The following is a 25,082-nucleotide window of genomic DNA, read 5'->3' on the forward strand; positions in this document are numbered from 1 at the left end:
TCATTCCAGTACGTCGGGTGGGGGCGGGGGTTCACCCAGGGGCAAGCGGAAGGTGAAGCGGGCTCCGCCTTCCGGGCGGTTTTCGGCGCGGATCTGGCCGCCGTGGGCGTCGAGTATGGTACGGCATAACGCCAGGCCCAGCCCGACGCCGGGGATGGCCGATTCGCCGTGGCCGCGCGTGAACTTGTCGAACAGCCGGGTGGGGTCTCCGGGCGGCAGGCCGGGGCCGTTGTCGCTGACGCTGACCGCGAGCCACCGGCCGTCGACACGCGCGGAGAGCCGCACCTCGCTGCCTGGCGGGGTGTATTTCGCGGCGTTGTCGAGCAGGTTGACCAGCACGCGCTCGATCAGCAGCGCGTCGAACTCACACAAGGGCAGCTCGGGAGGCAGGTCGGTGGCGATGGCGTGGCGCGCCAGCGGAATGCTCATCTGGCGCAAGGCGCTGCCGGCCACTTCCTCGATCGATTGCCAATCCTTCTTCAGCGTCACGCCCTCGGCCTGCAGCCGCGCCATGTCGAGCAGGTTGCCGACCAGGCTGCCCATGCGCCGCGCCTCGTCCTGCAGCGATTGCAGCAGCTCGTGCCGCGCACTGTCGGCCAGGTCGTCGCGCTGCAGGGTGTCGGCGACGCCGATCAGCGAGGTCAGCGGCGTGCGCAGGTCGTGCGACAGCGTGGTCAGCAAGGTATTGCGCAGCCGGTCGGATTCCATCGCCAGCAGCGCGTCCTGCGCCACTTCGACGTAGTGCACCCGTTCCAGCGCCAGCGCGATCTGCGCCACGCAGGTGTCCATCAGGCGGCGCTCTTCCGGGGCTGGCTCTGCTTCGTCAGCGACGAAGGCCAGCACGCCGCGCGTGCGCATCGGTGCCTTGAGCGGCAGGTAGCGCGCCGGGCTGGCCGGCAGCGTGGCGGTGCCGCGCCCGGCCGGGACCTGGTGGTCGTACACCCATTGCGCCACCGCGGCGTCCACCGCCAGCACCGCTTCGGCCGGCGCGCCGGCCGGCCGTATCCGCTCGTGCTGGTCCGGCAGCAGGATCACGCTGTCGACGCGGAACATGTCGCGGAAACCGAGCTCGGCGATTTCGACGATCTGCGCCGTGGTCAGCGCGGCGGAGAGCTCGCGGGCGAGGCGGGCGAGCTGGGCGGTGCCTCGCTCGCGCCGTTGCGCCGCCACCGCCTCGAAGCGCAGCCGCGCCGCCAGTTGGCCGATGATCAGCGCCACCGCCAGCATCAAGCTGAAGGTGAACAGGTACTGGGTGTCCGCCACCGTGAACGAGAAGCGTGGCGGCACGAAGAAGAAGTCGAAGCCCAGCACCGCCAGGCAGGCGGCCAGCGCGCCCGGGCCGCGGCCGAAGCGGATCGAAATCAGCACCACGGCGAGCAGGTAGACCATCACCACGTTGGCCGGGTCGAACACTTTCAGCAACAGCGCGGCGGGCAGGGTGGTCAGCGCCGACAGGAAGGCGGCCCAGCCGTAAGCGCGCCAGTCGATGGGGCCGCGCGGGGCGGGCTTGGCTGGCGTTGCGGTGGCCGGGGCGGGCTCGGCGCTGACCAGGTGGATGTCGAGGTCGCGGGCGTGCCGGCCCAGCCGTTCCAGCAGCGTGCTGCCGGTCAGCCGTTGCCAGCGGCTGGGGCGCGGCTGGCCGATGACCAGCTTGCCGGTGTTGCGGCTCTGGGCGTAGGCCGTGACCGTCGCGGCCAGGTCGGAACCGGCCAGCGCGACGGTTTCCGCGCCCAGTTCTTCGGCCAACCTCAGCACCGCCAGGGTGGCCTGGCGCGCCGCGTCCGGCCGACGCTGCAAGGCCGGGGTTTCCACGTGCAGGGCGATCCAGTCGGCCTTGAGCGCGGCGGCCAGGCGGGCCGTGGCGCGCACCACCTTCTCGGCCTGGTCGTCGGCGCCGACGCAGGCCAGGAGCCGCTCCTTCACCTGCCACACCCGTTCGATCTCCTGGTCGGCGCGGTAGGCGCGCATCTGGGCGTCGACGCGGTCGGCGGTGCGGCGCAGCGCCATTTCCCGGAGGGCGATCAGGTTGCCCTTGCGGAAAAAGTTCTGCCGCGCGTTGGCGGCGGCTTCCGGCATGTAGACCTTGCCCTCGTGCAGCCGCACCAGGAGTTCGTCCGGCGGCAGGTCGACCAGCGTCACCTCGTCGGCGGCGTCGAATACCCGGTCGGGCACGGTTTCGCGCACGCGGATGCCGGTGATGCTGCCGACCACGTCGTTGAGGCTCTCCAGGTGCTGCACGTTGAGCGTGCTGTAGACGTCGATGCCGGCCGCCAGCAGTTCTTCGACGTCCAGCCAGCGCTTGGCGTGGCGGCTGCCGGGTACGTTGGAATGCGCCAGCTCGTCCACCAGCAACAGCGGCGGGCGGAGGGCCAGCGCGGCGTCGAGGTCGAACTCGGCCAGGGTGCGGCCGCGGTAGTCGATGGCGCGCGACGGCAGCAGCGGCAGGTCGTCGAGCAGGCGCGCGGTTTCGGCGCGGCCGTGGGTCTCGACGATGCCGGCCAGCACCGCCTCGCCTTCGGCCAACCTTTGCCGCGCCGCGCTCAGCATGGCGTAGGTCTTGCCGACGCCGGCGCAGGCGCCGAAGAAGATCTTCAGCCGGCCGCGCCGGGCGGCCTCCTCGTCGCGGCGCAGCTCGTCGAGCAGGCGGTCGGGATCGGGACGGTCGTCGTTCATGGGGTCGGTTTCATCATGGACGTTGTTGGTCCAGGGCCAGGTTGAGTTTCAGCACGTTGACGCGGGCTTGGCCGAACATCCCCCATTGTGGGCCCTCGGTATGCTGGGCCACCAGCGTGCGCAGCGCGGCGGCGCTCAGGCCACGGGCGCGGGCCACGCGCTCCACCTGATAGTAGGCTGCCGCCGGCGAGATGTCCGGATCGAGCCCGCTGGCCGAGGCGGTGGCGAGTTCCACCGGCACCGGGCCGGTCTGTTCCGGCTGAGCGGCATGCAGTGTGGCGACGCGTGCCTTCACCGCGTCGCGCAGCGCCGGGTTGGTCGGGCCCAAGTTGGAACCACCCGAGGAACCGGCGTTGTAAGGCATCGGACTGGTGGCCGACGGCCGGCTCCAGAAGTAGCGCGGGCCGCTGAACGATTGGCCGATCAGTGCGCTGCCGACTACCTCGCCGCCGCGGTGGATCAGGCTGCCGGCGGCCTGTTCGGGAAAGAACAGCCGGGCGAGCCCGGTGACGGCGGCCGGGTAGACGAGGCCGGTCAGCACGCTCAACAGCAGGAATAGCGTGAGAGCCGGGCGGATCAGGGTTTTCATGGTGGTGATTTCTCCAGATTGGTTTAGAGAGAGGAGGGCGCTGTCTCCGTCCTGGGCATGGCCGAAGCGAAGTGCACGTCGCCCTCCTGGGCCGGCTCGCTTATGCCAGGCCGAGCACGCCCAGCGCCACGTCGATCAGCTTGATGCCGACGAAGGGCACGATCAGCCCGCCCAGTCCGTAGACCAGCAGGTTGCGCCGCAGCAGCGCGCCGGCGCCGAGCGCGCGGTATTTCACCCCCTTCAGCGCCAGCGGGATCAGCACGATGATGATCAGCGCGTTGAAGATCACTGCCGACAGGATGGCCGAATCCGGGCTGTTGAGCCGCATCACGTCCAGCACCTTGAGCTGCGGATAGGTGGCGGCGAAGGCGGCCGGGATGATGGCGAAGTACTTGGCCACGTCGTTGGCCACGCTGAAGGTGGTCAGTGCGCCGCGCGTCATCAACATCTGCTTGCCGGTCTCGACGATCTCGATCAGCTTGGTCGGGTTGGAATCGAGGTCGACCATGTTGCCGGCCTCCTTGGCCGCCTGCGTGCCCGAGTTCATCGCCACCGCCACGTCGGCCTGCGCCAGCGCCGGCGCGTCGTTGGTGCCGTCGCCGGTCATCGCCACCAGCTTGCCCTCGGCCTGGGTGTCGCGGATCAGCTTGAGCTTGTCTTCCGGGCGTGCCTCGGCGAGGAAGTCGTCCACCCCGGCCTCGGCGGCGATGGCGGCGGCGGTGAGGCGGTTGTCGCCGGTGATCATCACGGTCTTGATGCCCATGGCGCGCAGCTCGGCAAAGCGCTCCTTGATGCCGCCCTTGACGATGTCCTTGAGCTCCACCACACCCATCACGCGTTTGCCTTCGGCCACCACCAGCGGCGTGCCGCCGCGCCGGGCGACCTCGCTGGCGGCGTCATACACCGCCAGCGCCCACTGACCGCCCAGTGCTTCCACGTGCGCCTTCACCGCCTCGGCCGCGCCCTTGCGGATCTCGCGCACGGCACCCGCCGCCGGAATGTCCACGCCGGACATGCGGGTCTGGGCGCTGAACGGGATGAAGTGCGCGTCGTGCAGTTCGCGTCCGCGCAGGCCGAAGCGCTCCTTGGCCAGCACCACGATGGAGCGGCCTTCCGGGGTCTCGTCCGAGAGCGAGGCGAGCTGCGCCACGTCGGCCAGCTCCTGTTCTGTCACCCCCGGCGCCGGCAGGAAGGCGCTGGCCTGGTTGCCGAGCGTGATGGTGCCGGTCTTGTCCAACAGCAGCACGTCGACGTCGCCGGCCGCCTCCACGGCGCGGCCCGAAGTGGCGATCACGTTGGCCTGCATCATGCGGCTCATGCCCGCCACGCCGATGGCGGAGAGCAGGCCGCCGATGGTGGTCGGGATCAGGCACACCAACAGCGCCACCAGCACGGTGATGCCGACCGGGCTGCCGCCACCGGCGGCCTTCACGCTGTAGAGCGAGAACGGCAGCAGCGTGGCGCAGGCCAGCAGGAAGATCAGCGTCAGCGCCACCAAGAGGATGGTCAGCGCGATCTCGTTCGGCGTCTTCTTGCGGCGCGCCCCTTCGACCATGGCGATCATGCGGTCGAGAAAGGCCTCCCCGGGGTTGGTGGTGACGCGCGCTACCAGCCAGTCGGACAGCACGCGCGTGCCGCCGGTGATGGCCGAGAAATCGCCGCCGGATTCGCGGATCACCGGGGCCGATTCGCCGGTGATGGCCGACTCGTCCACCGACGCCACGCCGTCGAGCACCTCGGCGTCGGCCGGCACGGTGTCGCCGGCCTCGATCAGCACGATATCGCCGCGGCGCAGGCTGGCCGAATCGATCACCGTGACCTTGGCGTCGTGACGCGCCTCCGCCAGCTTCTTCGCCACCACGTTTCTGCGCGAGCCGCGCAGCGCCGCGGCCTGGGCCTTGCCACGGCCTTCGGCCAACGCTTCGGCGAAGTTGGCGAACAGCACGGTGAACCACAGCCAGGCCGCGATGCCGAGGATGAAGCCGGCCGGCGCCTCGCCCTGGCCGGCGAGCGCCTGCGCGCCGAGCACGGTGGTCAGCACGCTGCCGACCCACACCACGAACATCACCGGATTGCGCAGCTGGGCGCGTGGCGACAATTTGCGGAACGACTCGGCGATGGCCGGCTTGACCAGCGTCGGGTCGAACAGCGCCAGCGCCCGGGCGTGGCGTTGCGTCGGCGTGTGTTGCGGGAGGGATGAGGGTTTGGTCATATCGTTCATGTTTTCTCTCCGCTTAATGGCCGAACAGTTGCAGCTGCTCCACCACCGGACCCAGCGCCAGCGCTGGGATGTAGGTCAGCGCGCCGACGATGATCACGGCCCCCACCAGCAGCACCACGAACAGCGGGCCGTGCGTCGGCATGGTGCCGGCCGAGACCGCCAGGCGCGGCTTGGCAGCCAGTTTGCCGGCGATGGCCAGCACCGCGATGATCGGCACGAAGCGGCCGAACCACATCGCCAGCCCCAGCAGGATGTTGTAGAAGGGGGTGTTGGCGGACAGGCCGGCGAAGGCCGAACCGTTGTTGTTGGCGGCCGAGCTGAAGGCGTACAGCGCCTCGCTGAAGCCGTGCGCCGCCGGGTTGGCCAGACCGGCCAAGCCATCCTTGCTCAGCACCGCGACGGCGGTACCGCCCAGCACCAGGAGTGGGGTGATCAGGATGGCGATCGACACCATCTTCATCTCGAAGGCTTCGATCTTCTTGCCGAGGTACTCCGGGGTGCGACCGATCATCAGCCCGGCCAGGAACACGGCCAGCATGGCGAAGATCAGCATGCCGTAGAGTCCCGAGCCGACCCCGCCGAACACCACCTCGCCCAGTTGCATCAGCCACATCGGCACCATTCCGCCCAGCGGCAGCAGGCTGTCGTGCATGGCGTTCACCGCGCCGCAGCTGGCGGCCGTGGTGATGGTGGCGAACAGCGTCGAGGCGACGATGCCGAAGCGGGTTTCCTTGCCCTCCATGTTGCCGGCCGCGCCATCCACGCCGAGCTGGGTCAGGAGCGGGTTGGCGTGCATCTCCGACCACTGCACCACGGCGAACATGGCGATGAAGATCAGCGTCATCGCCGCCAACAGCGCCACGCCCTGGCGCATGTCGCCGACCAGACGGCCGAACATGAAGCACAGCGCCGCCGGGATCAGGAAGATCGACAGCATCTGGGCGAAGTTGGACAGCGGTGTCGGGTTCTCGAACGGATGCGCCGAATTGGCGTTGAAGAAGCCGCCGCCATTGACGCCCAGCATCTTGATCGCTTCCTGCGAGGCGACCGGGCCCATGGCCAGGGTCTGCTTGTCGGTTTTCAGGGTGTCCAGTACCGGCTTGCCGGCGGCGTCGAGCACGGGCTGGCCGTGCGCGTCGGTCTTCGGCTGCTGGTAGGTGACCGGCTCGGTCAGCTTGACGTCCTGGTAGGCGCTGAAATTCTGGATCACGCCCTGGCCTACCAGGAACAGCGCGAATAGCAGCGACAATGGCAATAGCACGTAGCCGGTGGCGCGGCCGAGGTCGAGCCAGGCGTTGCCGAGACCGGCCGCCGAACGCCGCACGAAGCCCCGGATCAGCGCCACCACCACCGCCAGCGCCGTCGCCGCCGACAGGAAGTTCTGCACCGTCAGCGCCAGCATCTGGGTCAGGTAGCTCATCGTCGTCTCACCGCCGTAACCCTGCCAGTTGGTATTGGTGACGAAGGAGACGGCGGTGTTGAAGGCCGAGCCGGCCTCCACCGCCGTCATGCCAAGCAGGGTTGAGCGGCAGAGCACCCTGCAGGCGCTGCACGGCGTACCACCGCGAGCACCCCGACGATGTTGAACAGCAGGATGGCCGTGGCGTAGCGCCACCACGGCATGTCTTCGTCCGGGTCGCTGCCGATCAGTCGGCACAAGCCGCGCTCGAAGCGGCCGAGCCAGGCACAGCGGGCGCTCAGGCGGCCGTCCAGCACGATGGCCAGGTAGCGCCCGAGCGCCCAGGCCAGGGTCAGCAGCACGATCAGGTAGAGACCGAGCTGCCAGAGGGGAGAGGCGTTCATTCCAGTTCCTCCGCATTGAGCAGGGCGTACAGCAGGTAGGCCAGCAACAGCACGGCAATCAGCCCTGCCAGGGCGTACAGGGTGTTCATTTCTTGGCCTCCAGGCGGCGACAGGCGCTGACCAGAAGCAGCGCCAGCGCGCTGCATGCCGCGATCAGGGCCAGGTAGATCAAGTCCATGGTGGTCTCCATGACGGAATGGGTAGGGACGGTTGAAGCTTAGGGAAGGGGGCGTAAACGGCGTGTCGTAATGCGGGAGCGGGATATAAAAAAAACGTAAATGGCATGGCGGGCCGCGCCGGCCGGCACCGACAGCGGATGCACGCTCAGCCAGCAGGGGGCGGCAGGGTGAGATGGCCGGGCGCTGTCGCGAAAAAGCACTGGCAATCCGCGCCTACGGGGTTTATATGAAATTTGTATTAACTGTCGCGTGATTTTGTAAGCAGTTTTTGTATACTGTGTCCGCTCGACTGCGCCAAAGCGAAGCAAAGCGGGCAAGAAACAGCAATCAGGGGAACGCGGCAGCGTGCGAGGCGGGATGACACCGCCCTGCTGCCGTGAAGAACAATAGCCGTAACGAGACACACACTATGAAATCCTTACGTACTCGCATGATGGTCTTCGTCATCGCCGTGGTCGTGCTGCTGTCGGCACTGCTCACCGGCGCGGCCTACTGGCAGATGCGCAGCAGCCTGCTGGAGTCGATCCGCAACGAGATTCATCAAGCCGCCAGCGGCAAGACCAGCTTTGTCACCGAATGGGTGCAGTCACGCCAGGCCGTCGTCGCCGCGGTACTGCCGCATTTTGGCCAGGGGGACCTGAAGCCGGTACTCGACCAGGCGCATGACGCCGGCGGTTTCGACGACATGTACCTCGGGCAGCCGGACAAGACCATGACCCAGTTCAGCAAGGCCGTACTGGTGCCGCCGGGCTACGACCCGACCGGCCGCCCGTGGTACAAGGCCGCCGCCTCCTCCGAGGAGGCGATCGCCTCGCCGCCCTACATCGACGCCGCCACCAAGCGCCCGATCATCACCTTCGCCAAGGCACGCCGCGACGGCGGCAACGTGGTGGCGGTGGCGGGCGGCGACGTCACGTTGCAGCGCGTGGTCGATGAAATCGTTTCGGCCAAGCTGCCCGGTGACGGCTACGCCTTCCTGATGACCCAGGATGGCCTCACCATCGCCCACCCAGCGCCGGATTCCGGCCTGAAGAAGATCACCGACGTGATGCCGGGCTACGATCCGGCGGCTGTCAGCAAGGATGGCCAGATTCAAGAGATCAGCCTGGGCGGCAAGACCTACCTGAGCACGCTCTACCCGGTCGGCAAGACTGGCTGGCTGCTGGGCGTGATGGTGCCGCTGGCGGCCGCCACCAGCCAGCTCGACCACTTGCTGCTGCTGATGGTCGGCCTGCTGGTGGTGGGCGTGGTGATCGCCTCGGTGGTGGTGTACGGCGGCGTGGCACGCATGATGTCCGGCCTGTCGCTGATGCGCGACGCCATGCGCGACGTCGCCAGCGGTCACGGCGACCTGACGCTGCGCCTGCCGGTGAAGTCGCAGGACGAAGTGGGCCAGATCGCCGAAGCGTTCAACCAGTTCATGGCCAAGCTGCGCGAGATGTTCCTGACCGTGCGCCACGAATCGCAGGCGCTGGCCGACGACGCCGCCCAGCTCAACCGCGTGGCCGAGCAGATCGCGGACGATTCGCGCGTGCAGTCGGGTGAACTGTCGGCCACGGCCGCCACCATCGAAGAGATCACCGTCAGCATCAACCACATCGCCGACCACGTCGGCGAGACCGAGACGCTGGTGTCCGAATCGCGCCAGAACTCGATCGAATCGCATAAGAGCATGGCCGAAGTGGCGCACGAGGTGGAATCCATCGTGCACTCGGTGGAGTCGCTGCAGCAGGTGATGAACGGCTTGTCCGGCCAGTCCGAGGAGATCAAGGGCATCGTGGCGGTGATCCGCGACATCGCCGACCAGACCAATCTGCTGGCGCTCAATGCGGCGATCGAGGCCGCGCGTGCCGGTGAGCAGGGCCGCGGCTTCGCCGTGGTGGCCGACGAAGTGCGCAAGCTGGCCGAGCGTACCGCGGTGGCCACGGTGCAGATCGCCCAGATGATCGACCGCGTCATGGAGCAGACCGGCCAGGCCATCGCCCACGCCGACACCACCAACGCCCGCGTCGCCACCGGCGTGGCGCTGTCACGCGAGGCCGCCGGCAAGGTCGAGCGCATCAAGGGGCACGCCGAGGACATCTCGGTGCGCATGAGCGAAATCACCTCGTCCACCTCGGAACAGGGGGTGGCCACCAACGAGATGGCGCGCAGCGCCGAGCGCGTCAACGCCATGGCGCAGCAGACCGACGCCTCGCTGCAGGACGCGCTGAAGACCATCCAGACGCTGGCGCAGCGTGGTGACGAGCTGCGCAGCCTGGTGTCGAAGTTCAAGCTGTGACGATGTCCTAAAAACGCTCGCCTAGTTTGAATGACTCGCCCCGGTTTGCCGGGGCGATTGGAGCAAAAGCAGCGGGGATAATCCGAACCGGTTTCTCGCGATGAGTCAGCGCGGTATGCATGGCCATGGAGCGATCCATGGCCATTTTTCTTTCCTCTCTCCACTCCCTGCCGGCAACCAGCTTGCCTATATCAGCCATGGCGAAAACAGCACCCAAGACATTCAATAGGCTATGATCCTGTGGATTCAAGGCCGTTCGGTTTTCATCCGACGGGCAACGCCATCACGACCACCCCGATAGTCATAAGTAAATGACTATTTCATAAAAATATGCAGGTTAAAAACCAGGGAAATAAATAATCGGGTTTTTCAAAAATCATTATTTATGCAAATGGGTTTTTGGGGCGGTGGCGATGAGAAACACGAATACTGGGAGGGATTGAATCAGGAAATAGGCAATTTAATTTGCGATGTGTATAAATATAAAAATCGGATATGCTGTTCTCCTGCTCCCGGTTTATGATTGCGCCGATTATGATAAATGAAAATGCCGGATGCAGTTCGAGCCCAGGTGTGTATCTGAGTCTGTAAGCGGCTGGTGATTGGGCTGCTGCAAAGGGAGGTCGTGACGACGATGGATAGACTGCTCGCCACCAAGGGGGGGAACCCAAGCGCAGCCGGCTCGGCGCAGCGTGACATTCGCGGCAAACTCATGCTTGCGCGCTTGCCCACGATGTCGCCCATCCTGGTGCAACTGTTGGATTTGTGCCAGCGCGATGATCTGAATTTGTCCGATCTGTCGGCGTTGATCGGTCGTGACGCCGGCATGGTCGCGCAGATATTTGCGCTATCCACCTCGGCCGCATTCCAGGGCCGCACTCGCCCGGCCACGCTCGATCAATGCCTTTCCCTGCTTGGCATGAATACCATCAAGACGCTCGTGATCAATGGGTCGGTCATGCAGGTTTTCAACCGCCTGGTAGATTGGCAAGAAGTCGATCTGGGCGAATTCTGGGGCCACTCCCTGCGCACGGCATTGATCGCCCGCGAACTGGCGCGACGGATGCATTATCCCAGCCTGGAAGAAGCCTATCTGGGGGGCTTGGTACATGACATTGGCCGCCTGGCTTTGCTGGCAACGGTCCCGGAGGACTACCAGAGCATCTTCCGCGACTACCAGGACGGCGAATCGCTGTGTGCGGCGGAGCATGCCGCGTTTGGGCTCACCCACGTCGAAGTGGGCGCCTGGATGGTGGAAAAATGGCAACTGGATTCGTTTCTTGGCGACTGTGTGCTGTATCACCACGAGCCGTTCGAGCGCATGGTGTCGGCCCCGCCGCTGGTTCGCATCGTTCTCCTCGCCGATTACCTGGCCGCTTTCAACAGTCCGGAACAACCTCAGCCCGATGCTTCCGTCGTGGCGCTATGCGGCGCGCCGCTCGACGATCTGCCCGCCATGCTCGCTGCCGTCGAGCGTGACCTGCTGAGCATCGCCGAACAGCTGGGCATACGCCTTGCCGGCCCCAAGGAGGGCGAGCAGGCTTCTCAAGCCGATGCCCTGCTGGCCGCGCGCCTTCAGGACATGCTGCTGGTCAATCAGGCCCTGGGCCAAGCCGGCGGTAACGCCTCGGCCATGCAGATGACGGTGCAAGCGCTCAAGATTCTGTTCGATCTGGACGCGGCGCTTTGCTTCGAAGCGGTCGAGGGGGAAAGCGAGCGGTTCCGCGCCAAGCCGTTGGCTCACCATTCGGCCAAGCTGGCGCAACTGGAGTTCGTCCGTGGCAGCAGCACCTCTTTGCTGGCACGGGCCTTGGATGGCATGCCGCAGCTGGTCATGCGCCAAGGGCAATTGCCCTTGCTCGACGACCAGGTGCTGCGCAGCCTGGGCGGAGAAGGCATGCTGCTGCTGCCGCTGCGTACGGCGTCTGCCCGGGGTGGCGTGCTGGTGGCCGCGATCGACAGCGCGGATCGGGCTGCAGCGCTGGCGGCCAAGCTGCCCTGTATTGCGGTTTTTGGGCGCTTGAGCGCAGATCGCATTGCCATGCAGCTCCGCTCCGGCAATGCCGCGGCGCTGGGCGGCGGGGAGGCTGGCGCGGACAGCCGGCTCAATCGACTGGTGCACGAACTCAACAACCCGCTGGCGATCATCCGGAATTACGTCTCCATCCTCGAGGCAGCCAGCGCCGGCAAGGGCGCGCCCCAACCCGAGCTGGCGATCGTGCGTGAGGAAATCGACCGGGTGGCTCACATGCTGCGCGCCGCACGCGAACAGCAGGCCGAGGGAGAGTCGGCGCGGGGGCCGGTCAAGCTCAACCGTATCGTGGAGGATCTGGCGACCTTGTTCCGAGGGTCCATTCCGTTTGCCGGCTTGGTCGATATTCGTCTCGATTTGGCCGAAGCGCTCCCGGACATCGTGTCCGACCGTGACCGGCTCAAGCAATTGTTGGTGAATTTGATCAAGAATGCCTTGGAGGCGATGCCGCAAGGCGGGCACGTGACCCTCTCGACGGCCGCCTGGGGCTTGGGCGAGGCAGGGGCGTCCCATGTCGAAATCCGGGTCGAGGACAACGGCCCCGGCATTCCCAAAGAGGTGCTCACTCAGCTCTACCAACCGGTGGCGAGCCAGAAGCCGGGCTCTCATCAAGGGCTTGGGCTGGCCATCGTGGGGCAGTTGGTGCGCGATCTGAACGGCTTGATCAACTGCCGTTCTGATCAGCAGGGAACGCGTTTCCAGGTATTGCTGCCGTTCGACCGGCAGTGACGAGAGTGCAGGCCAGTTTTCGATCTGCGCCAATGGCGGTATGGGTAGGCAAGGGGGCAAAGTGGCAGAGAATCACTTCGGTACAAACGCAAAATTGTTGGTCGTGGACGACGAACCCCGCATGCGGGAAAGCCTGTGCCTGTTGTTGCGGGGGCGGAATTACGACGTGCGCGCCTGCCACGACGGCCAGTCGGCCCTGGAACAGCTCATGGCGGGCGGTGTGGATTTGATGCTGCTCGATCTGCACCTGGGCGACATGAACGGGCTCGACCTGCTGGGGATGATACAGCGTGCCGGCATCGATACCGAGGTGCTGGTGGTGAGCGGCGACACGGCTTTCGATTCCGCCGTTTGCGCGTTGCGCAGCGGAGCAAGCGATTATGTCTGCAAGCCCTATGCCGTAGAGGAGCTCATGCACCGGGTCGAGCTGGCCCTGCAGCGCCGCAGCCTGGCGCGTGCCAACCTGGCCATGGCGCAGCAGCTGCACACCTCGGAGCGCATGCATCGGTCCCTGGTGGAGGCGTCGCCCGACCTCATCTTCACGCTGGACGAGCGCTTTTGCTTTACGTTTGCCAATGAACGTACCCACGGCTTGATCGGCTATTCGCCGCAGGAACTGCTTGGCCAATCGCTGCTCGATCTGGTCTTGCCGGTGGATGCCGAACGGGTCCGCTATGTGCTGGAGCATCGGACGGGGCAGCGCGCCATCGAGTTTCGCATCGCTAGCAGGGGGGGCGAGATCGCCGAGCGGCACTTCGAAGCCAGCCTGGTGCCGGTGGCGCTCGACTTGCCGCAGCTGTCGAGCCGCCTGTATGGCGTGGCGCGTGATGTGACCGACAAAAAGCACGCAGAACACCGCATGGCCTACCTGGCCTACCACGATTTGCTCACCGGCCTGCCCAACCGAGCCCTGTTCCGCGACCGGCTCGGGCTGGCGATCATGCAGGCCAAGCGCAAGGGACGCCAGGTGGCGGTCCTGTTCGTCGATCTGGACCGCTTCAAGCTCGCCAACGATACCTTCGGCCATATCAAGGGCGATGAGCTGCTCAAGCAAGTGGGGCAGCGTCTGCAATGCGTCTTGCGCGAGTGCGACACGCTGGCCCGGCTGGGCGGCGACGAGTTCACCATCCTGCTGCCGGACCTGAGCGGCAAGGAGGATGCCGCACTGCTCGCGGGCAAGCTGGTCAAGGAGGTTGCCGCACCGTTCAGCATCGACGGCGACGATGTGTTCCTCACCGTCAGCATCGGCATCGCGGTGTTTCCCGACGATGGCGACGACATCGAAACCCTGCTGCGTCATGCCGATATCGCCATGTACCAGGTCAAGGCCCAGGGCAAGAATGGTTTCGGCTTCTTCCTGCCGGTGATGGACGCCGCTGCCAGCCAGCGCCTGAGGATGGAAAACGAGGTCCGGCGCGCCCTGGAACTGGAGCAGTTCGAGCTGTACTACCAGCCGCAAGTCGAATTCGACAGCCGCCGGATCATCGGCTGTGAAGCCTTGATCCGCTGGCCGCACCCGACCCGCGGGCTGGTTCCGCCGGGGGCCTTCCTGGGAGTGATCGAAGAGATCGGGCTGATGAAGCCGCTCACCTACTGGGTGATCGAGCGTGCCTGCCAGACGCTGCGTGAATGGAAACTCGCCGGCCTCGAGCTGTCGCGAATGTCGGTCAACGTGCCGCCCGAGGTCTTGGTCGACGACGATTTCTACGACTATCTGATCGCGACGGTAGACCGCTACGGTATCCGTCGCCAGAGCTTCGAGATCGAGATCACCGAGAACGCTTTCATCGCCGATCAGCAAGCCATGTCGTTGAAACTGGCGGGGTTGGCCGAAGAGGGCATCCGCGTGGCTATCGACGATTTCGGCACGCAGTATTCGTCGCTGAGCTACCTGCGCCATCTGCCGGTGACGACGCTCAAGATCGATCAGTCCTTCGTGCGCGAAATCGAAGCCGGCAAGGAGGATTCGCCCATCGTGCGCGCCATCGTCGCCATCGCCGCCGGGCTCAACCTGAACCTGGTGGCCGAAGGGGTGGAAACCGAGGTCCAGGCGGACTATCTCGGCAGCCTGGGCGCGGTGGAGATGCAGGGCTATCTGTTCGGCAAACCCATGCCCGCGTCGGATTTCCGCCGGCTGTTGCACCAGGAAGCCGCGGTGATGTCGGTCTAGGTGAGCCGCTTCGGCCAGTCCGGGTGGCTCACGCATGCAACATTGCCGGCAGAAACGGGGCATCTGTTTTGGCGCGAGACGCCCCGGTCCCCCGCTGGGTGACCTACCGTGCTGGCCCGCAGCGGCTGGCAGCCCATGACGTCGAACGGCCGGTTCCCGGCCGACACTGCCCGATAATCCCTCCGCCCCCACGGTCGTGCCGATAGGGACGTTCCTCATGCCCTCCCTTTTTGCCGCATGCAGGACAGCAGGGCCAGGACGGGGAAGGCGCTGCCAGCCAGGCTGACCCATGTCCAGCCGCCATGCTGATACAGGATGCTGGCGATGGCTGAGCCGGTGGCCCCTCCGACGAAAACGCTGGTCATGTAGAGCGCGTTGAGTCGATTGCGGATGGCCGGGTTGAGTGCGTAGATCTCGCGTTGCCCCAGCACCATGTTCGTTTGCACGCAGAAGTCCAGCACGACCCCCGTCACCACCAGGCCCGCGACCCCCAACGAAGGAACAAGCAGTACGGGCAGAAAGCTCAAGGCTCCGACCGCGAGTGCCGCCAGGGTGGCGGGACGCGTATGTCCGGCATCTGCCAGTCGGCCGCTGATGGGGGCGGCGATGGCACCGATGGCGCCAACCAGGGCGAAAATGGCGATGTGCGATTGGTTCAGCCCGTGGTGCTGGGTCAGTTCGAGCGGAACGGCGGTCCAGAACAAGCTGAATGTTGCGAACATGCACGCCTGGTAGAACGAGCGCTGCCGCAGGACGGGCGTGCTTGCCATCAGCGTTGCCAAAGAGCGCAGTAGCTGGCCGTAGCTCGCTTTATGGTCCGGTTGGCGACTGGGCATGGTGGCGGCCAGCAGCAGGGTGATGGCGGCCATCAGGATCGAGGCCGTGCCAAACACAGCGCGCCAGCCGAAGTGGTCGGCCATGAAGCTCGCGAGCGGGCGTGCCAGCAGAATGCCGAGCAGCAGCCCGCCCATGATGCCGCCGACCACGCGTCCCCGCGAAGCCTCTGGCGACAGGTGGGCCGCCAGCGGAATCAACAGCTGAACGGACACAGAGCTGAATCCAAGCAGCAGCGAGACCAGCAGAAACAGGCCTGGCTGTCGCGCCAGCGCGGTGGCGGCCAGGCTGACGATCGAGAGCATGGCGGTGCCGATCAGCAGGCGCCGGTTTTCGAGCAGATCCCCCAGCGGCACCAGGAAGAACAAGCCGAGGGCATAGCCGATCTGCGTCAGCGACACGATCAGGCTGGCGGTCTGGCCGGACAGGTGTATGTCTGGCGCAATCAAGCCGATGATCGGCTGGGCGTAGTAGATATTGGCGACGATGGCGCCGCAGCAGAAGGCGAACAAGGCGATCATGGTGCGGGTCATGGCCATCGGCGTACCCGTCGGTACGGTGTGCTGCAGTGTTTTCATAGCAGGCTCTCCCTGGCGGCGGGCGCGTAACGATAGGGAGTCCCTGGCGGGAGGGTGGCGGGTGAAGCAGGGATGTCGTGCTCGATGAATTCCATGGACAGCTCCTTGGGCAAGATGATCATGCCGCAAGCTTAGTTGTTGTCATTCGCGCGTTGAATGCCTATAAATCGCAACCTGGCATTGCATTTTTCGCAAAGGATCGGCATGGATAAATTGCTGGCATTGAGAACGCTGGTGGAAGTGGCCGAAACGGGAGGGTTTTCCAAGGCCGCTCGGCGGCTCGGTGTGGCGACGTCGTCGGTGACGAGGCTGATGGACGCGCTGGAGCAGTCGCTGGGGACCGTCCTGCTCACACGTACCACCCGCCGGGTGCTGTTGACGGATGCCGGGGCCAACTACCTCGAGCAGGTATCCCGGCTCCTTGCCGATCTGGAGGAGGCCGACAGCAGCATTGCCGACGGCAGGGAAGAGCCGATGGGCTCGTTGCGGGTAGCCGTTCCCGTGACCTATAGCCGCCTCTGCTTGGGGGGCGCTCTTTCCGGTTTCATGACCACCTATCCGCGCGTGAAGCTGGACCTCGTGGTGTCGGATGCGTATCAGGATCTGGCGGTGGAGCGTCTCGACCTTGCCGTCAGGATCGGGCTGCCGAATCGGGACGAGCATCTGATCGTGAAGAAGCTGGCGGAGAATCGACGCTTTCTGGTGGCGGGCCCTGATTATCTGGAACGGCACGGCACGCCGCGTGCGCCGATCGAGCTGGCGTCACATGCCTGCCTTCGTTTTGCATACCGGCCGGGGCGTCAGCGCTGGACATTCCGGTCGGACGCCCGGAGCGAAGAGGTCGAGGTCGACGGTCCGTTCATCACCAACAGCCTGGACATGCTGCACGAAGCCGTGCTTGGCGGCCACGGCATCGCGTTACTGCCGGAGTGGGTTGTGCAGCAGGATATCCGCGCGGGGCGTGTGCTGCGCTTGTGCGACGCGTGGAGCGTGACGCCGCAGCAGGGCGACGCGTATGTGTACGCCGCCTATTTGCCCAACCGCCGCCACTCGCGCAAGGTCCATGCCTTCATCCAGTACCTGGAGGAATGGCTGCGGGCCCAGCATCAAGGTTAGGGCGGAATCGGGCAGCAGGCGAGCTGGCGGGTAGCAAGGGCTGGCGGAGCCCCTGACATTCCGCAGCCGGATCCGTTCGTCGTGGCGGGGAGCGGGGCACTTGCTGTGGCGCTGGTCGTTCTTTCCGGCCTGTCGAGACGGTCTCGTCTTCAACGACAGCGGCAAGTTCGGGTATGGTTCCGGTATTGCCGTTAACCAGGCCTGTCCCATCCCTGATCATGAAACGTATCGAACATTCTTTGCTCTCCCCTGGTCTCGGCTCCAGCCGGCAGTTGTGCAGCCTGCATTTCGGCAGCGCCGGACAGGGGCAGAAGGTCTATATCCAGGCTGCGCTGCACGCCGACGAACTCCCCGGCATGTTGGTAGCGTGGCATCTCAAGGCGGCCCTGCAGGCGCTGGAAGACGCCGGCCACCTGCACGGCGAGGTGGTGCTGGTGCCACAAGCGAATCCGATCGGCCAAGACCAGACCCTGCTCGGACTGCAGTTGGGCCGTTTCGAGATGGCCAGCGGCGAAAATTTCAACCGTAATTACCCGGCCCTGCTCGAGGGGGTCTACCGGCGCGTGAAGCCGCACTTGTCCGGCGACGCCATTGCCAATGCCCAACTGATTCGCGCCGCCATCCGCGCCGAGCTGGCGGTCTGGCCGGTAAGTACCGAACTGCAGAGCCTCCGCCAGCGCCTGATGTCGCTGGCGGCCGACGCCGACATCGTGCTCGACCTGCATTGCGATTACCGTGCCGCGCTGCACGTCTATACCGGCACGCCGCTGTGGTCGCAGTGCGAGCCGTTGTCACGCTATCTCGGCTCGCAGGCGCAATTGCTGGCGACCGAGTCCGGCGGTGATCCGTTCGATGAAGCCTGCAGCCGCCTCTGGTGGGAGCTGCAGGAGAAGGCGCGGCAGGACGGTCTCGACGTGCCGATCGAGTTGGCGGCGCTGGTCGTGACGGTGGAGTTGCGTGGCCAGGGCGATGTCCGGCATGAGCTGGCGGAGCGGGATGCGGCGGCGATCCTGGAGTTTCTGCGCTACCGCGGCGTGATTACCGACCGCCCGGCGGCCGAGCTGCCGCCGCTCGATTATCCGGCGACACCGCTGGCCGGATCGGAGAATCTTTGTGCCCCGCACTCCGGGGTCGTGACCTTCCTGGTCGCCCCGGGTACCCGGGTGGAGCCGGGCCAGCCGGTGTTGGAGGTGATCGATCCGCTGAATGACCGGGTCAGCGTGCTGAGCTCGGCGCATGGCGGCATGGTGTACGTGCTGGAGAGCCGCCATTTCGCCACCACCGGGATGGTACTCGCCAAGGTGGCGACGCCCCACGCCTTCAAGACCGGGTCGCTGCTGTCGGCCTGATAGGGTGAGCCGTGCTTCAGTCCGCCAGCGCCGCGTGCACCGCGGCGCGCAGCGCCGGCACCACCTCGTCGTCGAACCAGGGTTTGCTGACGAACCAGCGCACGTTGCGCGGGCTGGGGTGGGGCAGCACGAAGAACGCCGGTTGGTACTCGCGCCAGGCCTTGACGGTGTCGGTCAGGGTCTTCTTACGCCGCTTTCCTAGGTGCCAGGCCTGGGCGTATTGGCCGATCAGCAGCGTCAGGCGGATGTCGGGCAGCTGGGCCAGCAGGCGCTGGCGCCATAGCGCGGCGCATTCCGGGCGCGGCGGGGCATCGCCGCTGCCGTGCTTGCCGGGGTAGCAGAAGCCCATCGGCACGATGGCGAGCCGGGCCGGGTCGTAGAAGGTGTCGCGGTCCAGGTCGAGCCAGCGCCGCAGGCGGTCGCCCGAGGGATCGTTGAAGGGCAGGCCGGTCTGGTGCACGCGTACGCCGGGGGCTTGGCCCACCAGCAGGATGCGTGCCGTCGCCGCCGCCTGCACTACTGGGCGCGGCCCCAGCGGCAGCTGCACTTCACAGTGGCGGCAGGCGCGGATCTCCGCCAGCAGCGTGTCGAGCCCGTGGTCGTCCATGGCGTTTCAGCGTCCGGCTTGGCGCTTGCCGGCGATCACCAGCCATACCCCGCCCAGGATGGCGATCGAGGCCAGCACCAGGCGCAGCGTGACCGGTTCGCCCAGCAGCACCACGCCCCCCGCCGCCGCGATCACCGGCACGGTGAGCTGTACCGTGGCTGCGCCGGTGGCGGTCAGCCCGCGCAAGGCGGTGTACCACACTGCGTAGCCGACCCCCGAGGCCAGCGCGCCGGAGAGCAGCGCGTAGATGGCGCCAGCGCTGTCCCATGAGGCTGCCGGCATCAGCAGCAGGCTCAGCGAGATCGCCAGCGGCACGGCACGAAGGAAGTTGCCGGCGGTGACGCGGGTCGGATCGCCCGCGCCTTTGCCGAGCAGCGAGTAGGCCCCCCAGGCCACGCCGGCCAGCAGCATCAGCACGGCTCCCACCAGCGGCGGCGCCGACAGGCCCGGCAACAGCAGGCCGGCCAGCCCCGCCAGCGCGAGCAGCAAGCCGGCCAGTTGGCGGGCGCTCAGGCGTTCGCCGCGCGCCAGTCCGATCCCGATCATCGTGGCCTGTACCGCGCCGAACAGCAGCAGCGCGCCCGTCGCCGCCGACAGGCTGACGTAGGCGAACGAGAACGCGGCGGCGTAGAAGAATAGCGCCAGCGCCGAGCGCCAGCGCCCGTTGTCGCTCCCGGTCGCCGTGCGCAGACGCACGATCAACCACAGCACCAGGGCCCCGGAGGCGATGCGCAGGGTGGTGAAGGTGGCCGGGTCGATGCTGGTGTGCTTGAGCGCCTGGCGGCAGAGCAGGGAGTTGCCGGCAAACGCCGTCATGGCCAGCAGCGTGAGCAGGACGACGCGCTGGCGCGAAAGGGAGGGGGCGCCGGTGGCGGCAAAGCTGGTCGACATGGGGGTTCCTCGGAATGAAGAGTGTCCCCATTTTAGGCGGAGTTTGCCGCAAAAGGTTGGCCGAAGCGGCATGGGCTTCGGCCAACTTTGGTACGAGGCGGCCTAGCGGCGGAAGCCGCCGACCGGGCTCAGGTAACTGGGCTTGATATCCGCCAGCGCGGCCTGGAGTTCGGCACTGGGGTGGCCGTAGAGGCTGAGGCGGGTCGGTGTCAGCAGCGCCAAGAAGCGTTCGGCGAAGTGTGTGCCGAAGTTGTCCAAGTGGGTCAGCGCCGCCGCCGAGTCACGGTAGCGTTCGTAGATGTGGCAGGTCGTGCCGTCGCTGCTGACGTTCCATTCGTAATTCAGCGCATCGGGCTCGTTGGCGCCGGTCGCCTCGACCATCTCGGTCATCAGGTGGTCGAAGGCCTCGCGCTGGCCGGGCTGGATGGCGAGTTCCAGCAGCCAGTACACTTCCTGGTTCATCTCCATGCTCCTTGTGCTTCTTGTGACTGCCGGGGTTGAGAGAGGGGGGCAACGGCTGGTTGCGGCCCGTACCGGAACCTGCAGTAAACATAGTTCAAGAAACGCAGCGCTGCGCCAGGATGAAACGCGTTTGGCGGGTCGGCTCCCGAGGGTGGGCGTTGCACCGCCCAAGGTTGGCCGAAGCCCGGGCGATGCGAGCGCCGCACGGTTATCGCCTGGCCGGTCGGGTCGGCGGGGGCGGGGCATCTCGGCGGCCCCGCTCACGCCGGATCGCGTACAATGCCGCATCGTTTTTCGACATTTCTTTCAGGACGCGAATCGCCATGGCAAAAAAAGACAAGGATCTCGACGCGGAAACCCAGGCGCTGCTGGAGTGGTGCGCCGAAGTCGAGGCCCTGCTGGTGGCCGCCGGAGCCACCCCGCGCGAGGCGCAGGAGCACATCGAAGAGCAGGCCGAGTGGTACACCGACCAGTTCTACGACGGGCTGACGCCGGAAGAGGCGGCCAAGGCGGCGTTGAATGACTGAACGGCAGGACAAGGGCGGCCTGGAGCGCGTCGCCGTGATCGACTTCGAAACCACCGGGCTCAGCCCCGGTATCGGCTGCCGTGCCACCGAGATCGCCGTGGTGCTGCTGGAAAACGGCCGGGTGGCGGGCCGCTTTCAGAGCCTGATGAACGCGGGGGTGCGGGTGCCGCCCGACATCGAGCGCCTCACCGGCATCAGCAACGCCATGCTGAAGGCCGCGCCGCCGGCCGACGCCGTGATGCGCGAGGCGGCCGAATTCGTCGGCGACACGCCGCTGGTGGCGCACAACGCCGCCTTCGACCGCAAGTTCTGGGATTACGAGCTGGGCCAGTTTGGTCGCACGCGGCGGCAGGATTTCGCCTGCACCTTGCTGCTGGCGCGGCGCCTGCTGCCGGCGGCGCCAAACCATAAGCTCGGCACCTTGACGCGCTGGGCCGGCCTGCCGGCGACCGGGCAGGCGCACCGGGCGCTGGCCGACGCCGAAATGGCCGCCAACCTGATGGCGCACCTGACCCGGGTGCTGCGGGTCCAGCACGGCCTGGACCGGGTGTCGCACCAACTGCTGTGCGGTTTGCAGAAGGTGGCGGCCAAGCAGGTGCCGGAGTATCTGCGGCGGGTGACGGCGGTCTGACGCGCTCGTTTGTTTCAGCCCAAAAGCCTCACGGCCAGCCTCGGTGATCTCAAGGCTGGCCGTGAGGCTTTTTGTCATGGGGAAGAGGACGGCGGTTGGCGTCGCTGGCACAACCCCGGGCCGCAGTCCTGGCCAGGTGCGCTGCCGCAAAGTGTGCTGTATGGCGAAGCGGCACAATCCAGCCAGGGGATGCGGGGAGCGGCTCTTATTCGGTTGGCGGCACGGCGGGAGGCGTGTCGTCGGCGCCGGGGGGCAGGTGGTCGATGAAGAGCGTGCCGTTCAGATGGTCGACTTCGTGCTGGATGATGCGGGCGTGAAAGCCCTCGGCGCGGCCTTCGACCAGGCGGCCCTGGATATCCTGTGCCCGGTAGCGGATGGCCTGCCAGCGCGGCACCCGGCCACGCTGGCCCGGCACGCTGAAGCAGCCCTCCCAGTCTTCCTCGATGTGTTCGGCGTCGGGGCGGATTTCCGGGTTGATCAGTACCGTGGGGGGGATCGCCGGCGCGCCCGGGTCGCGCTCGCCGCCGCCGTAGGCGAACACGATCACCCGCAACGGCACGCCGATCTGCGGCGCCGCCAGCCCGACACCGTTGCCGGCGTACTGGGTGTCGAACATGTCCTGCACCAGTTCATGCAGTGCGGGCGTGTCGAACTCGGTCACGGCGGCGGCATGCTGGCGCAGCATCGGGTGCTCTTGGGGCAGGAAAGGTCGCTTCATGGTGTTCTCTTGGTTGATTGGCGCCTGCGGGCCGGGGGGGGGGGGGGGCGGCGTATCTGGCGCTGACGATAGCGCGAAAACCCGCCGTCTGCAGCCCCCAGCGCCGTTTTGCCGGCGCGAGGCCGGCCTTGGGGTCAGCGATACTTGCGGTAGATCCGGCTGACCGTGTCGTTGCGGCGCAAGGCATCGATGGCGGCATCGACTTGCGGCAGGCTGACCGAACCCTGTCGCGACAGGGCGCAGCCGGCCTGGTAGCGCCTCAGCACCAGCGGCGGGTACAGCGTCGCCGCGTCCAGGCCGAGCTTTTCCTGATAGCTCAGATAGAGCCGGTTCACCACGGCGTGGCGGGTGCGTCCCGCCTGCAGCTTGTGCAGGTTGCTGCTGGCGTTGGGGGCGTCATCCCGGACAAAGCGCGGGCCCAGCCGGGCTTCCAGCTCGGGATAGCGAAAGCCCAGGATGGTGCCGATGGGTTGCCCCGCCAGCGCCTCGATACGCCTTGGGCGTATCGCGTGGCGCGAGGTGATGACGACGTCGGCGTTGGGCAGGAAGGGCTGGGTCCAGTCGAACGGGCCGGGCAGCCAGGTCGGCAGGTACATGCAGATCAGGTCGGCCTGGCCGCTTTCGAGTGCTGCCGGTATGCGCTGGCGGGGCAGCACCAGGAAGCGCGGCCGTTTTCCCAGCTCCTTGGCGAGCGCCCGTCCCAGGTCGTGGTGGATGCCGCGCCATACCCGCGTGCCGCTGATCTCGGCCTGCGGCATCTCGGTGCTGTCGTCCAGCAGGATGACCAGCTCTTTCGGGTCGGCGGCGGCCGCTTGTCCTAGCAGCAGCCCTGCCACTAACACCAGGCTTCTTTTCATGGGCGATCCGCTGTTGTGTCGTGGTTGCTCTTGGGGGGAGAGATCGGTTGTGTGGCGTGAATCTAGCATACGGCTTCCGGCGCCGGGAACGCGGTCGGTACAAATACCGTTGCGGGCCGCGTGACGGGCCAAGGCGCGATCACCGCACCGTTCCGCAGAGGGCTTTGCGGGGACGGGGAGGAAGCGGGGGTTGCCGTCTTCGGCCAACCTTGGCACCGGGCCTGGCCGAAGGCGCCGCCGCCAGGGGACATCAGATCACCCATAAATCGGTAAAAGCATTCACCGCCGTTGTCAGCAGTGTTTCCTGATCGCGGCACAGCGCGAAGATGGCCGCCTGCTGCTTGGCCGGGAAGCGATGCGCCAGGTGGGTCCTGAACTTGTTCTCCAGCAGCGGAATGCCCTCCGCCCGCCGCCGCGGGTGGCCGAGCGGGTATTCGCACACCGCTTCGTCGAGCACGCTGCCGTCGTTCAGGGTGACGGTGAGCGCGTTGGCGATGCTGCGCTTGTCGGGATCGTGGTAGTCGCGGGTGAAGGCCGGGTCTTCCATGCAGTTTATCCGGGCACGCAAGGCGTCGATGCGCGGGTCGGCGGCGACGTCGTCTTCGTAGTCGGCGGCGCTCAGGCGGCCGAAGATCAGTGGCACGGCCACCATGTACTGGATGCAGTGGTCGCGGTCGGCCGGGTTGGCCAGCGGGCCCTGCTTGTCGATGATGCGCAGGCAAGCCTCCTGGGTGCGGACGGCGATATGCCGGATATCGGCGGCGGACTTGCCTTGCCGGGCCAGCTCGCCTTGCAGTGCCAGCGCGCATTCCACGGCGGTCTGAGCATGGAACTCGGCCGGAAACGCGATCTTGAACAGCACGTTCTCCATCACGTAGCTGCCGTAGGGGCGCGGGAGCGTGAACGGCTGGCCCCGGAACAGCACGTCGTAGAAGCCCCAGCCCTTGGCGCTCAACACGCCCGGGATACCCATCTCGCCCTTGAGGCTGAAGCGCGCCAGGCGCACGCCGCGGCTGGTGGCGTCGCCCGCCGCCCACGATTTGCGGGAGCCGGTGTTGGGGGCGTGGCGGTAGGTGCGCAGACTCTGGCCGTCGACGAAGGCCTGGCTCACGGCGTTGACGATTTCCTCCTTGCTGCAGCCCATCAGTTTGGCGCACACGGCGGCGGAGGCCACCTTCACCAGCACCACGTGGTCCAGCCCGACCTTGTTGAAGCTGTTTTCCAGCGCGAGGCAGCCTTGGATCTCGTGCGCCTTGATCATGCTTTCCAGCACGTCCTTCATCATCAGTGGCGCCTGGCCACGGGCGACACGCTCCCGCGACACCCAGTCGGCGGTGGCGAGGATGCCGCCCAGGTTGTCGGACGGATGCCCCCACTCGGCGGCGAGCCAGGTGTCGTTGAAATCGAGCCAGCGGATCATCGTGCCGATGGTGAACGCGGCCTGCTCCGGGTCGAGCTGGAACTGGGTGCCGGGCACCCGGGCGCCGTTCGGCACGATGGTGCCCGGCACGATCGGCCCCAGGAGCTTGGTGCAGGCGGGGTAGGACAGCGCTGCCAGGCCGCAGCCCAAGGTGTCCATCAGGCACAGGCGGGCGGTGTCCCAGGCTTGGGGAGAGGTGATGGCGTAATCGGCGACGTAGTCGGCGATGTCGACCAGCACCTGATCGGCATCGGGGCGCGCGTTGGAGAGAAGGGCAGACATGCGTTCCTCCTAATGGGGGCACCGTCGAACCGCCGCTTCATGCGCTCGGGGAGGGCGAGCGGGCACAAGCTGCGTTGTTGCCGCCGCATGGAAAGCCGGCCCGCTCATCCGCCCCGGCCGGGTTGGCCGAAGC

General features: G+C 66.6%; 21 protein-coding genes. 7 read left to right on the top strand and 14 right to left on the bottom strand.

The window, feature by feature from the left end; all coding sequences use genetic code 11:
• From FURADRAFT_RS08980 to kdpF, 6 genes are all read right to left on the bottom strand, one after another.
• Positions 1-2,673, bottom strand: a complete 2,673-nt coding sequence (locus tag FURADRAFT_RS08980; protein WP_008953815.1) for a sensor histidine kinase — start codon at positions 2,671-2,673, stop codon at positions 1-3.
• Between the two features lie 13 nt (positions 2,674-2,686).
• The gene (gene kdpC, locus FURADRAFT_RS08985) at positions 2,687-3,262 is read right to left on the bottom strand and encodes a potassium-transporting ATPase subunit KdpC (RefSeq protein ID WP_008953816.1); all 576 of its coding nucleotides are present in this window, start codon (positions 3,260-3,262) and stop codon (positions 2,687-2,689) included.
• 100 nt (positions 3,263-3,362) lie between these two features.
• Complete coding sequence (gene kdpB / locus FURADRAFT_RS08990) at positions 3,363-5,483, bottom strand: potassium-transporting ATPase subunit KdpB (protein WP_008953817.1); 2,121 nt, start codon at positions 5,481-5,483, stop codon at positions 3,363-3,365.
• A 13-nt stretch (positions 5,484-5,496) separates the two neighbouring features.
• Entirely contained in the window at positions 5,497-6,993 is a 1,497-nt protein-coding gene (kdpA, locus tag FURADRAFT_RS08995; RefSeq protein WP_008953818.1) for a potassium-transporting ATPase subunit KdpA, read from the bottom strand.
• A complete protein-coding gene (locus FURADRAFT_RS21245; protein ID WP_008953819.1) occupies positions 6,990-7,286 on the bottom strand; it encodes a potassium-transporting ATPase subunit KdpA in 297 nt (98 codons plus the stop codon). The genes kdpA and FURADRAFT_RS21245 overlap by 4 nt, the downstream gene beginning before the upstream one ends.
• Positions 7,283-7,375 (bottom strand): K(+)-transporting ATPase subunit F, encoded by a 93-nt coding sequence (gene kdpF / locus FURADRAFT_RS20700; protein ID WP_008953820.1) that lies wholly within the window; start codon positions 7,373-7,375, stop codon positions 7,283-7,285. The genes FURADRAFT_RS21245 and kdpF overlap by 4 nt, the downstream gene beginning before the upstream one ends.
• Before the next feature lie 499 nt (positions 7,376-7,874).
• Between kdpF and FURADRAFT_RS09000 the strand changes: the two genes are divergently transcribed.
• Complete coding sequence (locus tag FURADRAFT_RS09000; protein WP_008953822.1) at positions 7,875-9,746, top strand: methyl-accepting chemotaxis protein; 1,872 nt, start codon at positions 7,875-7,877, stop codon at positions 9,744-9,746.
• A gap of 7 nt (positions 9,747-9,753) precedes the next feature.
• Here FURADRAFT_RS09000 and FURADRAFT_RS20535 read toward each other — a convergent pair whose 3' ends face one another.
• Positions 9,754-9,996, bottom strand: a complete 243-nt coding sequence (locus FURADRAFT_RS20535; protein ID WP_150105038.1) for a hypothetical protein — start codon at positions 9,994-9,996, stop codon at positions 9,754-9,756.
• A 384-nt stretch (positions 9,997-10,380) separates the two neighbouring features.
• Between FURADRAFT_RS20535 and FURADRAFT_RS09005 the strand changes: the two genes are divergently transcribed.
• Together FURADRAFT_RS09005 and FURADRAFT_RS09010 are read left to right on the top strand one after the other, a co-directional pair.
• Positions 10,381-12,507: an HDOD domain-containing protein gene (locus FURADRAFT_RS09005; protein WP_008953824.1), complete on the top strand. Its 2,127-nt coding sequence runs from the start codon at positions 10,381-10,383 to the stop codon at positions 12,505-12,507.
• A 40-nt stretch (positions 12,508-12,547) separates the two neighbouring features.
• Positions 12,548-14,677, top strand: a complete 2,130-nt coding sequence (locus tag FURADRAFT_RS09010) for a putative bifunctional diguanylate cyclase/phosphodiesterase (RefSeq protein WP_008953825.1) — start codon at positions 12,548-12,550, stop codon at positions 14,675-14,677.
• Positions 14,678-14,892: 215 nt separating this feature from the next.
• Here FURADRAFT_RS09010 and FURADRAFT_RS09015 read toward each other — a convergent pair whose 3' ends face one another.
• Positions 14,893-16,089: an MFS transporter gene (locus FURADRAFT_RS09015; protein ID WP_008953826.1), complete on the bottom strand. Its 1,197-nt coding sequence runs from the start codon at positions 16,087-16,089 to the stop codon at positions 14,893-14,895.
• A 204-nt stretch (positions 16,090-16,293) separates the two neighbouring features.
• On the opposite strand from FURADRAFT_RS09015, the gene FURADRAFT_RS09020 reads away from it, so the two are divergent.
• Both FURADRAFT_RS09020 and FURADRAFT_RS09025 read left to right on the top strand, forming a co-directional pair.
• Positions 16,294-17,205 (top strand): LysR family transcriptional regulator, encoded by a 912-nt coding sequence (locus FURADRAFT_RS09020; RefSeq protein WP_008953828.1) that lies wholly within the window; start codon positions 16,294-16,296, stop codon positions 17,203-17,205.
• Between the two features lie 218 nt (positions 17,206-17,423).
• Positions 17,424-18,554 carry a succinylglutamate desuccinylase/aspartoacylase family protein gene (locus tag FURADRAFT_RS09025; protein ID WP_008953829.1) on the top strand — a complete coding sequence of 377 codons (1,131 nt, stop codon included), beginning with the start codon at positions 17,424-17,426 and terminating at the stop codon, positions 18,552-18,554.
• Positions 18,555-18,570: 16 nt separating this feature from the next.
• On the opposite strand, the gene FURADRAFT_RS09030 is transcribed toward FURADRAFT_RS09025, so the two are convergent.
• The 3 genes from FURADRAFT_RS09030 to FURADRAFT_RS09040 all read right to left on the bottom strand — a co-directional run bounded on the left by FURADRAFT_RS09030 (position 18,571) and on the right by FURADRAFT_RS09040 (position 20,514).
• Complete coding sequence (locus FURADRAFT_RS09030; protein WP_008953830.1) at positions 18,571-19,161, bottom strand: uracil-DNA glycosylase family protein; 591 nt, start codon at positions 19,159-19,161, stop codon at positions 18,571-18,573.
• 6 nt (positions 19,162-19,167) lie between these two features.
• Positions 19,168-20,052 carry a DMT family transporter gene (locus tag FURADRAFT_RS09035; RefSeq protein ID WP_008953831.1) on the bottom strand — a complete coding sequence of 295 codons (885 nt, stop codon included), beginning with the start codon at positions 20,050-20,052 and terminating at the stop codon, positions 19,168-19,170.
• A gap of 102 nt (positions 20,053-20,154) precedes the next feature.
• Positions 20,155-20,514: a putative quinol monooxygenase gene (locus tag FURADRAFT_RS09040; RefSeq protein WP_008953832.1), complete on the bottom strand. Its 360-nt coding sequence runs from the start codon at positions 20,512-20,514 to the stop codon at positions 20,155-20,157.
• Positions 20,515-20,837: 323 nt separating this feature from the next.
• Between FURADRAFT_RS09040 and FURADRAFT_RS09045 the strand changes: the two genes are divergently transcribed.
• The gene (locus FURADRAFT_RS09045; RefSeq protein WP_008953833.1) at positions 20,838-21,041 is read left to right on the top strand and encodes a hypothetical protein; all 204 of its coding nucleotides are present in this window, start codon (positions 20,838-20,840) and stop codon (positions 21,039-21,041) included.
• Positions 21,034-21,672 (top strand): 3'-5' exonuclease, encoded by a 639-nt coding sequence (locus FURADRAFT_RS09050; RefSeq protein WP_008953834.1) that lies wholly within the window; start codon positions 21,034-21,036, stop codon positions 21,670-21,672. Before FURADRAFT_RS09045 ends, FURADRAFT_RS09050 begins: the two co-directional genes overlap by 8 nt.
• A 205-nt stretch (positions 21,673-21,877) precedes the next feature.
• On the opposite strand, the gene def is transcribed toward FURADRAFT_RS09050, so the two are convergent.
• From def to FURADRAFT_RS09065, 3 genes are all read right to left on the bottom strand, one after another.
• On the bottom strand, positions 21,878-22,390 hold the full coding sequence (def, locus tag FURADRAFT_RS09055; RefSeq protein ID WP_008953835.1) for a peptide deformylase: 513 nt from the start codon (positions 22,388-22,390) through the stop codon (positions 21,878-21,880).
• 134 nt (positions 22,391-22,524) lie between these two features.
• Positions 22,525-23,247 (bottom strand): substrate-binding periplasmic protein, encoded by a 723-nt coding sequence (locus FURADRAFT_RS09060; protein WP_008953836.1) that lies wholly within the window; start codon positions 23,245-23,247, stop codon positions 22,525-22,527.
• Positions 23,248-23,497: 250 nt separating this feature from the next.
• Positions 23,498-24,949 carry a bifunctional 2-methylcitrate dehydratase/aconitate hydratase gene (locus tag FURADRAFT_RS09065; protein ID WP_008953837.1) on the bottom strand — a complete coding sequence of 484 codons (1,452 nt, stop codon included), beginning with the start codon at positions 24,947-24,949 and terminating at the stop codon, positions 23,498-23,500.
• Positions 24,950-25,082 lie beyond the last annotated feature (133 nt).

This window comes from Pseudogulbenkiania ferrooxidans 2002 (assembly GCF_000174355.1).
Lineage (GTDB): Bacteria > Pseudomonadota > Gammaproteobacteria > Burkholderiales > Chromobacteriaceae > Pseudogulbenkiania > Pseudogulbenkiania ferrooxidans.

Coding starts and splice junctions, on each gene's coding strand:
- FURADRAFT_RS08980 (WP_008953815.1), bottom strand. CDS start 2,673: ATGAACGACGACCGTCCCGATCCCGACCGCCTGCTCGACGAGCTGCGC.
- kdpC (WP_008953816.1), bottom strand. CDS start 3,262: ATGAAAACCCTGATCCGCCCGGCTCTCACGCTATTCCTGCTGTTGAGC.
- kdpB (WP_008953817.1), bottom strand. CDS start 5,483: ATGAACGATATGACCAAACCCTCATCCCTCCCGCAACACACGCCGACG.
- kdpA (WP_008953818.1), bottom strand. CDS start 6,993: ATGACGGCGGTGGAGGCCGGCTCGGCCTTCAACACCGCCGTCTCCTTC.
- FURADRAFT_RS21245 (WP_008953819.1), bottom strand. CDS start 7,286: ATGAACGCCTCTCCCCTCTGGCAGCTCGGTCTCTACCTGATCGTGCTG.
- kdpF (WP_008953820.1), bottom strand. CDS start 7,375: ATGAACACCCTGTACGCCCTGGCAGGGCTGATTGCCGTGCTGTTGCTG.
- FURADRAFT_RS09000 (WP_008953822.1), top strand. CDS start 7,875: ATGAAATCCTTACGTACTCGCATGATGGTCTTCGTCATCGCCGTGGTC.
- FURADRAFT_RS09005 (WP_008953824.1), top strand. CDS start 10,381: ATGGATAGACTGCTCGCCACCAAGGGGGGGAACCCAAGCGCAGCCGGC.
- FURADRAFT_RS09010 (WP_008953825.1), top strand. CDS start 12,548: ATGGGTAGGCAAGGGGGCAAAGTGGCAGAGAATCACTTCGGTACAAAC.
- FURADRAFT_RS09015 (WP_008953826.1), bottom strand. CDS start 16,089: ATGAAAACACTGCAGCACACCGTACCGACGGGTACGCCGATGGCCATG.
- FURADRAFT_RS09020 (WP_008953828.1), top strand. CDS start 16,294: ATGGATAAATTGCTGGCATTGAGAACGCTGGTGGAAGTGGCCGAAACG.
- FURADRAFT_RS09025 (WP_008953829.1), top strand. CDS start 17,424: ATGAAACGTATCGAACATTCTTTGCTCTCCCCTGGTCTCGGCTCCAGC.
- FURADRAFT_RS09030 (WP_008953830.1), bottom strand. CDS start 19,161: ATGGACGACCACGGGCTCGACACGCTGCTGGCGGAGATCCGCGCCTGC.
- FURADRAFT_RS09035 (WP_008953831.1), bottom strand. CDS start 20,052: ATGTCGACCAGCTTTGCCGCCACCGGCGCCCCCTCCCTTTCGCGCCAG.
- FURADRAFT_RS09040 (WP_008953832.1), bottom strand. CDS start 20,514: ATGAACCAGGAAGTGTACTGGCTGCTGGAACTCGCCATCCAGCCCGGC.
- FURADRAFT_RS09045 (WP_008953833.1), top strand. CDS start 20,838: ATGGCAAAAAAAGACAAGGATCTCGACGCGGAAACCCAGGCGCTGCTG.
- FURADRAFT_RS09050 (WP_008953834.1), top strand. CDS start 21,034: ATGACTGAACGGCAGGACAAGGGCGGCCTGGAGCGCGTCGCCGTGATC.
- def (WP_008953835.1), bottom strand. CDS start 22,390: ATGAAGCGACCTTTCCTGCCCCAAGAGCACCCGATGCTGCGCCAGCAT.
- FURADRAFT_RS09060 (WP_008953836.1), bottom strand. CDS start 23,247: ATGAAAAGAAGCCTGGTGTTAGTGGCAGGGCTGCTGCTAGGACAAGCG.
- FURADRAFT_RS09065 (WP_008953837.1), bottom strand. CDS start 24,949: ATGTCTGCCCTTCTCTCCAACGCGCGCCCCGATGCCGATCAGGTGCTG.